Annotated in this window: 9 protein-coding genes and 1 pseudogene; 3 read left to right on the forward strand and 7 right to left on the reverse strand. The window is 57.4% G+C overall.

Translation table 11 applies throughout. The features are described 5' to 3' along the window. Positions 1-278 precede the first annotated feature (278 nt). The 6 genes from I6F31_RS05695 to I6F31_RS05720 form a co-directional block, all read right to left on the reverse strand. Entirely contained in the window at positions 279-533 is a 255-nt protein-coding gene (locus I6F31_RS05695; RefSeq protein WP_225185011.1) for a hypothetical protein, read from the reverse strand. 481 nt (positions 534-1014) lie between these two features. Continuing rightward, positions 1015-1527, reverse strand: coding sequence for a hypothetical protein (locus I6F31_RS05700; protein WP_225185012.1), 513 nt, complete (start codon positions 1525-1527; stop codon positions 1015-1017). A gap of 84 nt (positions 1528-1611) precedes the next feature. Continuing rightward, positions 1612-2607 carry a matrixin family metalloprotease gene (locus I6F31_RS05705; protein WP_225185013.1) on the reverse strand — a complete coding sequence of 332 codons (996 nt, stop codon included), beginning with the start codon at positions 2605-2607 and terminating at the stop codon, positions 1612-1614. Positions 2608-2833: 226 nt separating this feature from the next. Further along, entirely contained in the window at positions 2834-3403 is a 570-nt protein-coding gene (locus tag I6F31_RS05710) for a phosphoglycerate mutase family protein (RefSeq protein ID WP_225185014.1), read from the reverse strand. A gap of 123 nt (positions 3404-3526) precedes the next feature. Then, entirely contained in the window at positions 3527-4645 is a 1119-nt protein-coding gene (locus I6F31_RS05715; protein WP_225185015.1) for a serine protease, read from the reverse strand. Positions 4646-4663: 18 nt separating this feature from the next. Then, positions 4664-7681: a S8 family serine peptidase gene (locus I6F31_RS05720; protein ID WP_225185016.1), complete on the reverse strand. Its 3018-nt coding sequence runs from the start codon at positions 7679-7681 to the stop codon at positions 4664-4666. A 361-nt stretch (positions 7682-8042) separates the two neighbouring features. Between I6F31_RS05720 and I6F31_RS05725 the strand changes: the two are divergent. The 3 genes and pseudogenes from I6F31_RS05725 to I6F31_RS05735 all read left to right on the forward strand — a co-directional run. Then, positions 8043-8306 (forward strand): annotated as a pseudogene (locus I6F31_RS05725) (hypothetical protein); the annotation flags it as partial. A 1650-nt stretch (positions 8307-9956) separates the two neighbouring features. Then, complete coding sequence (locus I6F31_RS05730; RefSeq protein WP_225185018.1) at positions 9957-10433, forward strand: Lrp/AsnC family transcriptional regulator; 477 nt, start codon at positions 9957-9959, stop codon at positions 10431-10433. A 1115-nt stretch (positions 10434-11548) separates the two neighbouring features. Next, positions 11549-11698: a hypothetical protein gene (locus I6F31_RS05735; RefSeq protein ID WP_225185019.1), complete on the forward strand. Its 150-nt coding sequence runs from the start codon at positions 11549-11551 to the stop codon at positions 11696-11698. A 1635-nt stretch (positions 11699-13333) separates the two neighbouring features. On the opposite strand, the gene I6F31_RS05740 is transcribed toward I6F31_RS05735, so the two are convergent. Then, positions 13334-13738 carry a hypothetical protein gene (locus I6F31_RS05740; protein ID WP_225185020.1) on the reverse strand — a complete coding sequence of 135 codons (405 nt, stop codon included), beginning with the start codon at positions 13736-13738 and terminating at the stop codon, positions 13334-13336. Positions 13739-14954 lie beyond the last annotated feature (1216 nt).

The raw sequence follows: 14954 nt of genomic DNA on the forward strand, positions 1-14954 counted from the left end.
GACAGGCCTCCCTAGAAATGCATTTAAGAATATTGCACCTTCATCATACGCTACCAAAAAGTGCATACAATGGGAATATATCTTTGAACTCGAATCGGCGAATTGGCGTTGACGATTTAACGACTAAGCGAAGCGGCACCCGCGATCCCGCGGTGACAATCCGGGGCCCGTCGGAGAAGCGCCGTCAGCGACGCGAATTGGCATCAAGAATGGCAGGCAGCTTTCGCCTTGGACCCATCGTGATTAGTTGGTGCCCATCAAGGTCACTTCGACCTGCTTCAGACGCATCGGGTTGCTCGCTGGGCCAGCGGCTTGATTTCGATGATGGCGCCGCCCACGCCTTTCTTTTCCAGTGCTGCGTTGACCTTGGCGATGCGAGCCAGGGCAGTTCCCGGTGCCGTTTGATCGGCATGCGCCAAGATGCTTACGCGCTCGATCCGTGAAGTCGCGAACCGGTTCAGCAAATTGTCGAGTTCTGCCGGAGGATCGTCACCGGCAGCGGCATAGTCGAGGATCACCGGTGCTTGCAACAACGGCACCGTCTGACGGACCGAGGCGCCACATAGCCCAGCTCGCCGTCGGACATTTGCAGAAACACCTAGTCGCTGGAAGACGAGATCAGAATGCCACGCATCCCCTTCTTATATGACGTTCCAGCGGCGGCGCTTTCGATCGGCGAATCCCGCAGGGCGGTACCATCTTCCAATATTTCGACCTACGTCGGGTGCGGCTCGGTCACCGGCCATGGAGCGGAATCCCTTTTCGCGCGCGCTTGAGCGCCGAAATACCCCGCGGAAACTGTTGCAGGAAACACCGATAGTCGTCGGCGCTCGCATTCGCCGGAATTGTTTCCAATATTCGTCTCGTCGGCAAAAGTCTGCACATTGGGCCGGAAGAAGAAGTTTGCCCCTCCATTTTTGGAGGAGTGCGGATTCTGCGGGCCGTTTGGCAAATGGTGGCATAATGCCGCGGCTTACAACGAGCATTCATATTCCCTGGCAAGTGAGACGGTACTCAGCACTTCTCTGGCTTTAGATGCACGAGGTCAGCACCAGCTGAAAGGCGCTGCATTTGCATCCACGCTTTCCCTGCCAAATCTGAACTCGCGAATTTGGCGCATACCCTCGTTTCGCCCTCTAGCCCGATTCTCGTGTCCGAAACTTCGACAACCTGACCTTCCGCCTTCATTTCACGCAAGAGCTGACGAAATCCCTCGAGCGCCCTCCGGCCATCGTCGGACAAGCCCTTGCCCCGCGATAGCGCGTATAACGCAAAGCTCTGAAGCTCCAGAACGGTGTCAGGGGCACCTTTGTCACCACCCGAGTCAGCAGATCCAGCCGTGCGCGTAATCCACCCGCCGTCGATAACCGCAAAGTTCGCGGCGCGATCGGTTGCCTGATCCTGAGCTGCAGTCAAATCCAGCGCCTTACGTAGCTGTGCAGTCTCAACCCTCAGGTGAGCGTGGCCGAGTTGCCAAGGAGACGATAAACTAAAAAGTCCCGAGAGAAGCAAAGGCGCCATCTTCATAACGATACCTTGGGGAGGCCTCGACCTTTAGCAGCCCAGGCAATGGCCAAGGCTGCTAACGGCATCATTCGTCAGGTCGCCGGATCACTGCTTCGGTTTGCAAATAGTCGTGTCAATCGTGAATCCAGGTGCCGGCCCGTACAGGCAGGCGATTCCATTCTTGTCCTGGACGGTCAATATCAGCGACCAATCGCCCTTCCCGTTACATTGGGGATAGTGCATGACCGAGAAGGCATCATAGTCGGTCACACCTCTCCAATCGTTGTCCTCAAAACAAGTTCCTGACTCGGGCCGGTTATGTTCATGTCGTGCGCCCAACGTATGTCCGAGCTCATGCCGGAGAATGCCCGTCAGCGAGAGCTTTCCGCCAGCCGGGATCTCGAATGCCGAGTTATCAATGAGGACATTTCTCGCCTCGCGGTCATCGTTCGGGAAAAATGCACGCGCCAAATATTGGTTGAGATTGACCGGCCTGACGTCAAATTTGACGTTTGAGTTGGCCGGCGTGCAGTTCGAATCCTCTGTATTTACGTGAACGTATTTGACGTCGGCAACTGCTTCCCATGCTCGCGTCGCATCGGCCATGGTGCTCACAACGGTGTTATAGCGGTTTCCGAACCCACCCGAATCCGCCGCAGCATTGCTCACGCAGTATGTGAGTGCTTTCTTATCCGCCGGTTTCCAAATGACGTCTACTCCCAGTATGCTCAAGACGGCAAACTCAGTGGTCGCATGTCCTGCGACAACCACGTTCTGCTTGTAGAATTCTTCGAGGCCTTTGTCGGTGGAAATGGGCGTGTCCCCGTTCACAATGTATTTTCCGTTTTGGAACGGCTCTTTGGTGACGGATTTCTTGAATTCTTCAAACGTCTTGGCGGCCTCCTTCTGCTTCACTCTCGCCTTTTCGGCGGCGCTTCGCAAAAAAAGCTTGCCTTCGTCGGGGCTGAATGGGCCCTTACTGTCTTGCGCAAGAACATTGGAACCAGCAATCATTGAGACGGCCAAGACCAGGGCCGTCCCGGTTAGCGGGCAGCGAACTCGTTGCGGCAATACCGCCGAAAGACAAAATCCGACAATCATGATCTACTCCTTTCGAGAAGAACAAAGGTGGTAAAATTTATTCAAGGCAACCTTAATGATCCTATCACCGTATTGAGGTTTTGCCAGCGCGCTCTCGTCGCATGTTGCCCACGCAGCGCAACACACACGGTGAGTCCAGAGCAACGTTCAGCGTAGTCCAAGCATCGAACCAAGGCCGCGGGATATAAAACCGCCCGGATAGTCTGGTGCGACGACAAGGCAGTCCTCAGTTGCAGTCAGCCTGCGAGTTGTGATCGGACACTCCATAGTGGGACCGAACCACGCGTATTTTTGGGCCCCCGACCAGGACAAACAGGTTGGAATACTCGGACTCGGAAATCTCTCCCATGTCAGGTCCGCCAAGACCGACAATAATGCCCGGAATTGTGACAGTATGACCCACAACGAGCACGGCACCCTCGTTGGATGCGCGGACGGCATACACAACTCGCCCGATGTGAGAGGGCAGATCGGGCGGGTCGTTCTTCAAATTGATAATAACAGGTTGAAGCGCAAGTGCCTGCGCCAAAGGTCCCGCGGTTTCGTTCGTTCGCCGAAAATCCGTCGTGATCACACGCCTCACCCCGGCGCTGGCGAGGGCAGCCGCGAGGGCCTCTGCGCGTTTTTTGCCGGCTTGCGACAATGGCGGATCGTCTGAATTCGTGCAGGCTTTTTCCGCGTGCCGGACGAGAATGACCAACGGAGCGAGGTCCGTCGACGCTTGCGCCAGCGCGGGCGATACAAATCCCACTAAGAGCTTGGCTGCAGCCAAAGCAATGAGAAACTTCACCAGCATGCTTCGCTCCACACTGTCTCTCTGGCGCGCTGCTCTCTCGGACCACCTGCCGCTTCTCCTCGTCACGGCGATCAGCTGAAAGACTTCGCCGCAAAGCGGTCCCAAGCGCATCCATTGCGCCAGCTAAAGACCAAATCTTTCCCTGATGAAGCGTATCTGCACGGCCCTGTTCTCCGCACTCCACTTTTCGACCTGATCGACAAATCCCCAGTGATGGAGGCCCATCACCTTCAGATCGGCCCGCCTGAGCACCGGAGATCCGGAGCTACCATCCATGGTGTCGCACGAATGACCGAAGTCGCTTCCCTTGCCTATCTTCACTCCGTCTGCCGGCATTGTGGATACGACGCAGTCTATGCGTGAAACAAATTTGGGAAAGCCTGCGGGGTGCTGGACCACGACAGCCGCCTCGTTGAGAGTTGGTATGGGGTCGCTGAACGAAAGGAAGCCCCAACGTTTGCCCGGCGAACCGGCGATCTCTATCAGGGCCGCGTCAAGGTCTTCGTCCTTGTCAACGAGCCGCAGGCATTTCTGCATCTCATCCCCGAGCGGAGAGTCGGATTTGTTGAAGCCGAAGATTACGTCCGCTGTCTTGCAAATCTCGTCGGTGTTGATGCAGTGATGGTTGGTGAGCATCCAATCGTCGGTCACCATAAATCCCGTGCAAGCTGCGGGCCCCTCGCTGCTCACAAAAGAAATCTTTGCTACAGGACGACTAGCAACGAACATTTCAGGCTGATTTACCCGGATGTACTCGATATTCTCCAGGTCGAAGTCCCTGACAACATTGAGCGTCGGCTTTGAGGGTGGAACGTTGGAAGCGACGGCTCCGATCAAAACACGAAATTCGGCCCCCGCCTGCGGCTCCCCCGCCACTTCAACCTGAGCCGTCGTCCCCTTTATCAGCGGGGTCCAGATCCTGCGTTCTTCGACCAATTTTGCCCCGGCGTACCGGGCCACTTCGTTATTGCCGGCATCCCGTATGACAACGATCGCGCCAAGTGGGATATTCGGTCCGCTGATATGATCCAACCGGAGTTTGATCGTCGTGGCGCTAGGAAGCCCTTGCACGACGGCCGTTCTGTTTGCAGACTGCGGATCTGCCAATGCAATCTCGAGCCTGACGTCCTGTGTCTGTCCAACAACGAGCGGGGCGCGTCCATTCTGGAAGGTTTGGGCCGCAACCTGCCAATTGAGTGACCCGGTCAAAACGGCAGCCACACAGAATAGTGTTCGCAACATCGAACATTCCCCTGCGCACTAACGGTTCAGCATGGGAGCGACAAAACGGGCGATGTTGCCAACGGAGAACGTCCTGGGCCTCCATGCTCCGGGAGCGGGCGGCGTCTCTTCCCACACCTCTACCCTAAGCTGCGCACCCGCTTGGACCGACATACGCTCATCCTTTGACAGCGAGGCATTGCTGTTCTCAGGAGATCTTTTGTAGAAGATCGTGAACTCTTCCGGATTGCTGCTTTCTCGCAAACCACGAAGCTGCTTCGGAGGGATCACAAGGTGATAATTGTAGTCACTGACGACAGGGTCGAACCCAATATCGGGTTGCGCCGCAGCGATCACACTCCTGACGCGAAAAATTTCCTTTGAGTTCTTTTCCCGCAGTATGCCCTCCCCGTCGGAGCGAAGTGTGCAAGTCGCGTCCACTCGACCACCGAATATTGCATTCGTGACTGCATTGGGGGTGCCCGGTGGTGCCGGTACGGGTTGTGAGCAAACGATGAGCCGCTCCTTGATGTCCCCCGGGGTGGCGCGCGGTTTTATCGTCCGCAGGATAGAAGCGATCGCCGCCACTTGGGGAGCGGCCTGGGATGTGCCGCTCAAAAGCCCGAGGTAATTTCCGTTGATCACGCCCAGGATATCGGCTCCGGGCACCGCAACATGCACCCGGCCGCCATAATTGCTTCCCCCAGCATTTCCGGCGAGCAATCCGGCAGTCTTGCCGTCCAGCGCGGCCACAGAAATGACGTTTGGCAAATCCAGGCAAGCCGGTCTCATGTCGCAAATCGCCGTGAAATCCTCCCCATCATTGCCCGCAGCGACGACGAACAAGGTCTCATAACCGGCGCCAGATTGGATGACATCGAGAACCGGATCGCCGCGAGGACGAGTCCCGGCGCCACCAGGTCCCACGGGAGTTATACTCTCTTTCTGATAAAACATACTGAGATTGACGACATCCAGACCGCCTGCCGAGCCCGCCTCATCGAGCATGTTTCCCAAGAGTTTAGCCAGTTCAAGACTTGAGACTTTCACCTGCTGGCCTATTGTCGTGGTCCCGATTTGTCCGGCAGAGAGCGTTGCAAAGGGGTTCAATCCCCACGATTGGTCGCTGATCTTACCGACCATCAGCCCGGCTACATGCGTTCCATGAACACCGGGGTCGATTTTCCCATTCGGCATTATCCACTTGCAGGGTACGTGCCCTGCACTCATCGGCGCCGGATTCGATATTATAGTGGTATCGATAAGCTTGAGGCGGTTCGCTGTCCTCAGGTGGTCGAATGCGCAATGTCCGAGTTCCAGCCTCGTGTCGATGACCCCCAGACGCTTTGCCTTGGTCTTAACGGCCGGCGGAAAGTCGACAAGGGTTCGATATGGAAAGTTGACGCCATCGAGGAACCGCTTTTGCAATTCAGAAAAGTCGATCGGGTCCAATTCGCATGGGCCGGCCTCATTGCCAGTGCATCGAGGCTGCCATGTGGAGTTCTGCTCGATGCGTGCCGAGCCGGACGCCGTCGAACCGAGCGATTTGAGTACCCCGTCCAAACCTGTCGATATGCTGGCCTCGGCGGGAACCTGCAAAACGCGATAGTCGGAGTCCGACGATTGCGATGTCTTCCCGGGTGCTGCTTCGCTTGCGCGCAATATCAACGGACCGGTCTGCTCGGACGATACCGGCTTAATTTCTTTCGTAGGGCCCGCGCCTTTCTCTGAAGCAGTCGAGATGTCGATATCCCGCGCGCTGAAGGATATCTTGGGCAGCAAAACCGTACCCGCATAGTCGCGGTTGAGTCTCTCGGCCTGGTTACGGTTCATTCCGAGTATGAGAGTCTTGCACTGGTCGTCGAACTGATCGCAAACTCCAAACTCACGTACGATTTCGCTGATCTCCTGGCCCGCGCGTTTGCGATAGACCACCCAACCCCGCTGTTGCTCAAACCTGATACTAGGAAGCCACAACGACGTGGACGGCGCCACGGACCATTTACCGGCGGACGGTTTGGACATTCCACTCGGCCTGCCGGTATCAGGAATGACATCGCGTATGTACACGCCCGACTTCAGTTCCTCCAAAGTCGCCGCGACCCTCTCTCGCGTGCAGACATTCGGATTTACATCACAAGCTATACTGTCGAGTTCTAGCGGGAACGGAGATCCATAGAATAGCTGATTGAATCGGAATGCGTCTTCAATACTTGTGAAGCTTCCCACTTGATAGGGCTTGAGAGGAAGTCGGCCATCATTGTAAAGCGACAGGTAAAGGCGCTTGAAATCGGAAGCTATCTCGCCAGGCTTGCCGCCGACCGTCCGGAAATCGATGATCGGAGTGGTCGAGGGTCTGATCGTCGCAATGTTGCGAATTAGATCGCTCTCAAGAGCAATTGAATACATTGCGGACGCTTGGTTGGATCGAGTATCGGCAGGCCCCATATGCAGACCGAGGATTGCCAGATCGTTGGCGGAAAACAGTAACGCGCCACTGCTGCCGGCCGTCGTGTCACAATCGTGAAGAACCAAGCCCCTGTCGTTTGTTCCAAGCACCGAACAATTTCTGGATATCGTCTGCTCACCGTCGGTATTCACAGCGAGGATGAATGCGCTTTCCCCTTTAAAGGGGATGCGAAGCAGCAACTTCGCAGCGTTAAATTGCCGGGACGGCGTCCCGTCGACTTCGAGGACGGCATAATCCCGATCCTTATTGATTTCGATTGGGCGCGTTACAGCAAACTTTGCACTCTCCTGTCCCTGGCCGAAAATGGTCGTCAGGCTTAGCGCATCAACAGCACAATGCGCTGCAGTCAGGATGTAGCTGTCGGATATGATCGCAGCCGTGCAGGCCCTTATCGAACCGCCAGGTAACTCTGCACGCAACAACCCGACTGGTTGCGCGACCTGTCGTATCGGATCGTTCGTTGCCAGCGCCGCGACCGGTCGCATTGCGCCGGCCTGGCCAACAATTTGAGCGTGGCCGGTCTCAGCGATAAGCACGGCAAACGCGACCAATGGAATACGGATGGATATTTGAATCGCGCGGAACATGGATTGCTCTCCGCAAATCGCGCTACGAGCCGTAAAGTATTAGCATCGGACAATGAAGCCAGCTTATCGAGTCCCGGCAAATTCGACAACCAGAAATCGTCATAGGCGGCGCTGACGCCAGTACGCGCGTTGTTATTCCCAATGTTCCGCGGGCACCAGATGATCACGCGAGGAAGAACCTGCACCGATCGTTGGTTCGCATAGCGCAGCCCGCTCAAGGCTAGCCTCCCCGACCGGCTCTCGCGAAAAAAAAACGCGTCAAGTTTGTTTCCCTATTCGGCACGGCGCTAACCCGGATTCTGCTGAACGTTTGCGGCAGCCGCAGCCTTGATCACCTGGAAGGCACCCAGTTCAACGGCAAAAAGCTGCGGGGCTTGGCGTCAGCAGCGATATGCGCTCAGCCCTCGCTCCAAATGGACCGACCGCGTTGGAGGCCGGAGCGTCCGGATACGAGCTCGCCGTATGGTTCGGCGTCGTTGCACCCGCGGGCAAACAACTCGACCTTCAGGCTACCCAAAGCTTCGACCGAGCGGTCCATCAGGAAGGTCCTGTTCGATGGCATTTTCGGCGGGAGGAACGCTTGATATCAGCTCGTCGTCGGCAAATATTGGCAGCCTCTGGATGACTCCACTGATCGACCATTCTGCAGAGGCGGTTTGCGTGCACGACGTTCGATTTCCGCGAACTGGCCGTGTCTACACTCGGCACCTAGGATGAAACTTCCTGCGCTCCTGCCGCAATCATGGGAGTGGCTCGGTTATGGAGCGCACCCGCTTCGCGCGAACCGCAATTACGCCGCGGGACGGGCCAGGCAGTTGTTCGAGTTCGTGTATTTCCTCAAGCGTTCGTTGGACGGACCGAGAGGGAGCTTCCTCCAATGCTACTGCCGACTGGAAACGAGGAGAATTTCATTGACGCCGACGCGCCGCCCGCGAGCTGCGACAGATTGGACGACCCCTTGACGCCGATCCCCGACGGAGAGCTATACGTCTGGCTCAACAAGCCTGCCTCGGGCGTCTGGCAAATGTCGCGCACGAGCTCAACAGGGACTTCGCGAAAGTCACAGTGATCCGGATCCCGCCGAAGCCGTAGTCCTGACCTAGCACTGGATAGAGCGATGCAAATGCCGAAGAAAGCCTCGTTAGCGGATCGGTGCGCCTGCCCTTCCTGCTGCCGGTCTTGCTGATGCTGGGGCTCCGCACGGCGGCGATCCGAGATACAGAACGACCGACCCAAGCCGCTTCCCACCCCTCTCGCTCACGCTGCGCGAAAGCCAGCTTCCGACATCGTCGAACATCGAATCACGAAGCATGCGCGTGTCGTAGGGGTCAACGCCGGAAAACTCGAACTCGTCTGGACGGAGGGCGATGACAAGAAATCGGCACCTGCCGGAGGCGGCGGTGCTCCGAGTGGACCGGCGACGCCCTCCTCCTCTCCCGTGCTGCCGCCCGTCGCCATTAAGCCGCCCACCCCGTCTCCGAGGGCCTCGATCGAACAAGCGCAACCGGGCATCGACGCGGGCGGAAAGGTCGACTTGCCTGCCAACTCGAACATATCATCGGATTCCGCTCCCATCCTTGCCGCACCGACTCTGATGGAGGCCGCCACGGGTACCGACTCCGCAGGCTCGGCTCGACACTGTGCGCCACCGACATCGCCGTCGATCCCGACGATGGACGAGTTTCAATGGTCCACGAATTCGCCCGTCTACTGCCGAGAAGGTTTGCAGGACGTTGTACTGATCGACACGGGAGACGAGACACAGGCCATCCGAGATCGCGTTTGCTCTGGAGTACGGGTGGGAAGCGGCTGGGTACTCACGGCGAAGCACTGCCTCGCCAAGTGGACCCCGACACGCGGCAGGATCTTCGAGCTCGTGGAAGGGGCCTTCGGCTGCTTGGATCGCCCGCTATCCCCCGACGAACATCCGGGCGAAAGGTGCGGTCTTCCGCTGGTCGAGAGAAACGGGCAACCGACGATTCACCTTGGCTTCGGCGCGATCGCCGGCCCACTATTGAAGACGCTGGCCGAGGCCACCGAACGCGGAAGCAATTACCCTGGCACCGCGGTCGTGCCCTCCTGGCCGAGCTTTCGCGTGGCCTGGCGCTGCACCATTTTCCCTCGCCCCTTTATCGGACGGTTACTCAGAAAATCGGCATGGATCGGACCCCGGTCATTAGTTGAAACTAACCCTGAACCTGGGTTACCCTTGCGAGGATTTCCTGCACCGTGAACCCATTTCGCGGTGAAATTCACCTCTAGGTTGGGGCCGGTTATGCATTACGATCGGATAGATGCCCGCATCCTCGAGATCGTCCAAAAAAACAACCGTGTCACTTCCGAGGAAGTCGGCGAACTGGCCGGGCTTTCTGCCACCGCATGTCAGCGCCGACTGAAGAGGCTCCGTTCTGAAGGAATCATAGAGGCCGATATCTCGATCGTTTCCCCGAAGGCGGTGGGCAGACCTATTCAAATGCTTGTGCTTGTGACTCTTGAGCGGGAGCGTGCAGATATAATCGACAGATTCAAGAAGGCGGTTAAGTCGTCATGTGAAGTCGTCAACGGCTTCTACGTCACAGGCGATGCGGACTTTGTCCTGTACGTTACCGCCTGCACCATGGAGGATTATGAGGACTTCACCCGGAAGTTTTTCTACGTGAACCCTGACATAAAGGGCTTCAAGACGATGGTCGTATTGGATCGCATAAAAGCGGGCTTTGCTATTCCAATCGAGATGCCGCCGGAGGATTGATCGAGGATCCGGCTTTATAAGCTCGGATCGATGCCTTTACCTCTCTTCGCGAGCGCGAAGGAGGCGCAGGACCATCATCTCGGCCCGTCGGGGTCTCGCATTGCTGACGCGCAACAAGCAAAATGGATGCTAACAATCGCTTCTCTCAACGTCGGTCCGAGTCTGGCTCGGGGGTCAGCGGCGCACCCCCGACCGAGACTGGACCTTCCGGTTTAAAGGGCTGGATCGTTCTCTTTGCCGGCCTCAAAATGGGACGGGGTGCAGGCGGAGAAGGAGCCGAGGGTACAGACGCAGCAAACGGTTGGTTCTGCAAAGACACAATCTTCGCGGTCAATGCCTCGATCTGATCGGCCATCCGCTTCAGATCTGCTTGCTGCGTGCTGATGTTGCGATTGAGCTCTGCAATTTCATCGATTGCCTGTCGTTGCCCACATCGACTCTCCGAGAGAGCTTCCCTGTCTTCAGGTGCTAACAGCGGTGCAGGAACAGGTTCACGCGTGGCTGCGTCGCGAAAACTGCTTCAATTAATCCAAAAACAGGCTGGTAAGGCGCACAGACTGATCGAGACGACCACGAGCGCGAGAATCCAACGAAAACGTCTTGCAGGTCTGTGCAAGAAGGGCGGCAGCTCCGAGCCACTCGTTTGATCGATCACATCCATTGTCCGCCAGTCTGGCTATTCTCGTTCATCTGATAACCGGGGAGGGTCAAGAGCCCCGATGAGGTGCGGGCGCCGACAGCGTGGTTTTGCGCAAGTTTTGGCGATCAATCAGATTCGCGTCGGTGCGCCGCGCCCCAGGCGTAGCGATGGCCGGTCAGTCATTCAGGAGCTTTGCAGCCAGGCTAGAGAGCCTCGCGCTCCGCAATGCGACGCTATGCTCGAGAACACGGTTGAGACTGATCCATTGCTCGCGGCAGAGAGACCAAGATGTTGCTTCTCAACACGCGTCCCGATCACCGCGCTAGTCTAGAACTCTGGGATGCGGACACACTGAGTGTCACCGCCCCTCGCCAAGTCGAGCGATTTCTCACACATCGCGCAGGCCACAAGGAAACGCCCCGAGTGTCGTTACCAGGTTTTGCTCGTGAGATCGGCGTGGGTTCGATCTACCTCAATGATGAGGGTCATCGATTCGATGTGGCAGCTTCAAAGCCTTGGGCCGGGCTCTTATGCCGTGCTTCGGCTGGTGCTGGAGGAAGCGACGCGGCAGCTCGGCCGCAACGTTGATGTGTCGAGCTGCGATCTCCTGAAGCGAAAGCCATAGTTCAGCAAACGACAGTATCGTGCGCCACCGAGGGCAACACGGTAGATCAGTGCCGCAAAGGCGCTCAGCTCGTTGGGGCAAAGTGCGCCATCTTTGTTCATTCAGGTGTCAGCGACGAGCGCATGACTACGAGCGCCCGCTTTGGTGCGACCAAAAGCGCGATCCACCTAAATCAACGCAAATGCGAGTAGGCTCGAGCAGAACAACGCGATGCCTGCAGCGGTCAGCGCCGCCAGGCCACCTGAGACCCAACGCACATTCGTACATGAATGCCCTCGATCAGCTCCCTGAGAGAAAGCGGCCGGTCTGACAGCTCCATTGAGTGTTCTGCAATCATTAATGCATTCTTTCTGCTATTGTCCTGACGTACTGCATTTTTTCGGCGCATCTAAGGTACAGTTCGCCGACCTGCGGCGAATAGAGAGGCTATCGAGTTGTCGGCGCTCGTCTCGTGCCCTCGAGATATTGCGTCTCAAGTGGCAGGTGTGAGCGGCTTCATAATTTCGCCTAGGTCATTTCAGGTAGTTTTTCAAAATGCGCGGTCTTCTGATCCTCTTCACGGCCTTTGCCATCATGCTGGCGACACGCAGCCAGCACAAAAGCGGCTTCGAGCCGCTCCCGACCAGCCCGATGCCCTCCGTAAATGTTCCCTGGCCCACGCGCTTGGCCCATCCCGCAGATGGCTGCACTTCATCGAAATTCAGGAAGCCTCCTAACACCTGTCAAACTTAGCCTTTCGATCTGCACAGCAGTCACCGTAGCAAGCACGTCTTCTGCCCTTGCGTGGGGGCAGCTCGCGCCATTCGGTCATTGCGGATTCGGCGCAGCCACACCCGCACCCGCCACGCAAGACACACTCAAGGAGCTCATAGGCCACTCTTTGGCCACTGTCTCAAAATTGCGCCGATGACCACAAATTCACGCCGGGAGGGAAGAGCACCTATCGGTGGCGTTTCGCCGACATTGACATTGAAGGGCTGCATGCGACGTACCGCTGGATTGCACGGCGCAGAACGCCAGCGTAGCTGCATTGTCCGAGGCCCACCGGCCGCGATCGCCACTTTTAAGGACAATCCTCGCAGCAGGGAGGACAGGTTAGGGCGTTCGAAGTCGTCGTTCCCCTTGCGGGCGATCTCGAACAAACTTTGCATGCACGCGCACGCAGCAGCGATCAAACCGGCAACATAACTGAATGGCGTCTTGCATTCGAAGCGCACAGTGGAACGGCATACACGCGCGCCTCAACGCTCCACAGCATGTTGGATGATTCCTCGGTTGGTTTGCGGGCGTATTCTTGGGGCAGCTACGCGGTCGCGCTTGCTGCCAATCCATTGCCGACAGTGGCGCCTCCGCCATATCATGAGACACGGATGGTTGTCCGGGCAAGCGACACGCATACCGTGGGCTTAAAGCCCTATCAGCTCCTGCCGCCGCGTACGCAACGATCCAAGCCATGCCGTGGAGATCGGCAACGTCTACGCTGTCGCCATCACATCGGACGTCGATCGCGCACTGGTTAAAGGGGCAGCGCGCCTCAAAGCCATCCTCCATGATGCGCTTGGAGGTTCGTTAGAGCGGGCCTTCAGGATGTCTTCTGGAGGCATTGTCGGGAAGGGTGGGTTGGCCGGCAAAATGCTAAGTCCGACCTGCACCTCGTTCGCGGGCGGCGCATCGCCGCTGGAGGCGTAAGCTTCGTCGCGAAGCGCTTTGCTCTGGGAGCCTCGGTATCGACATCGACCGCGCGGTTGACTTGCAAGGAGCCTCCTGAGTCAGAGGCTCTGGACGACGCGAGCGGCCTTCCATGAAGTCCAGAACTACCCGCCCCTTCGCGGTGATGCGCCACCCGCCATTTAGACGCTCAACCAGCTTTTGCGAGAATATGTCCAGATCAGGCACGTGCGCGGCCAATCGCTTGGTTCGATCGGCCCAATCGCGTCCGCTGGTCGCAAGGAGTGCCATGTCGCGCTTGAGATCCGCCATTGCCGCGAAGCCATCCGGATAGCTTACCAGGATCTTCAGAACTGTGACCTGGAAGTTCACGTCCTCACGCCTTTCGCCACTATCGCCACATCGTCGGCGGCTCCGTGAGAGCCTCACGTCCGATCTGCCTGAGGCGCTCGGGAGACGCGTACCCTCGGCTGGCGGCTTCCAGAACTTTCGAGGCAACATGGGCCCGGGCGCCCGTGTTGTGAGTGGCAATGTGCCCGCAGATCTCACCGATGACGGCGCGCACAAGAGCGGTGGTTGCGGCATTAAGCATAGGGTCCCGCAGGGAAAACCTATCTGGCGAATTCACTCTGGTCCAAAATTCAAGATGTTAAACGTCCCAAGCGCTGCGGAGATTGTAATTTCAAAGTCTGCGCTTGGCAAACCCGGAGAAACACCCCCAAGCACTGCAGTGCAGCGTCGCTCAGGACCCCCCACTCCTCAAACTTAACGTTGAGGACGCGACTAAGCCATCTCCGATGCGAGAACCGAACGTTTCTCCTCGCAGCGTTCACAATGTCCGACTGGCGCCACGCACACGCGGCTCGAGCGGGACCGCTTCACTGTCTTCAAGAGGCTTGGTCGGGGAGAGCTTTGCCGCTCTCCTCCTCGGAACCGACCGGCGGATCAGATCTTCTTTCCGATCCGTTCTTCGCTGGCTGCTAATTCGCCTGGCTTCACAAATCCTTTTCGGTGGTGAACGAGCCAGCAAAGCCAGCACCAGTATATGTTTCTATGTTCGTACTGCAACATCGTGCCAGTCCCCCATTCCTGCTATCTCACGAACCTACCAATGACTGAGATCAAACAGTGATGAGCAGTGCAATCGCTGCGGGATCGCGATCAAGGCGTCCGCGATGTGCCCCCGGTCCGGCGTTCTACCTGGTGGGGCCGCGTCCTAGCTGATCGTTACGATTATCCAACCCTCAAGAATGTGGCGGCCCACGGACAGGTCCATGTCGGAGTATTAATATCGAACCTGAGAGTTGCGAATCGGCTATCTCACCCGCTAGAAGCCGCAATTGTGCGTTCAAGAGCTGAAATTTGAAGCAATCACCCGTGATGGCCGCCCCCTGCTGCGAGTGAGACGCTTGTCCGGATTCGATAGAAGCGAGCGCGCCGAAATGATCATTGTGGCTGCCGGCACCGCTCCTGCGCGCAAGACCGGCGAAGGGCAAATTCCGCGTCTCATGTCTGCGCCTCACGTCGACCCAAGAGACCTAATTCCTCTCAAATAGGCAGCAGGCGATTTCGTCGCGAGTCGGGGCTC

The sequence above is a fragment of the Bradyrhizobium sp. NBAIM01 genome, assembly GCF_020194115.1.
Lineage (GTDB): Bacteria > Pseudomonadota > Alphaproteobacteria > Rhizobiales > Xanthobacteraceae > Bradyrhizobium > Bradyrhizobium yuanmingense.

Excerpts from the sequence above, each read along its gene's own strand:
- I6F31_RS05700 (WP_225185012.1), bottom strand. The coding sequence starts at position 1,527 with ATGAAGATGGCGCCTTTGCTTCTCTCGGGACTTTTTAGTTTATCGTCT.
- I6F31_RS05710 (WP_225185014.1), bottom strand. The coding sequence starts at position 3,403 with ATGCTGGTGAAGTTTCTCATTGCTTTGGCTGCAGCCAAGCTCTTAGTG.
- I6F31_RS05720 (WP_225185016.1), bottom strand. The coding sequence starts at position 7,681 with ATGTTCCGCGCGATTCAAATATCCATCCGTATTCCATTGGTCGCGTTT.
- I6F31_RS05735 (WP_225185019.1), top strand. The coding sequence starts at position 11,549 with ATGATGAGGGTCATCGATTCGATGTGGCAGCTTCAAAGCCTTGGGCCG.
- I6F31_RS05730 (WP_225185018.1), top strand. The coding sequence starts at position 9,957 with ATGCATTACGATCGGATAGATGCCCGCATCCTCGAGATCGTCCAAAAA.
- I6F31_RS05715 (WP_225185015.1), bottom strand. The coding sequence starts at position 4,645 with ATGTTGCGAACACTATTCTGTGTGGCTGCCGTTTTGACCGGGTCACTC.
- I6F31_RS05705 (WP_225185013.1), bottom strand. The coding sequence starts at position 2,607 with ATGATTGTCGGATTTTGTCTTTCGGCGGTATTGCCGCAACGAGTTCGC.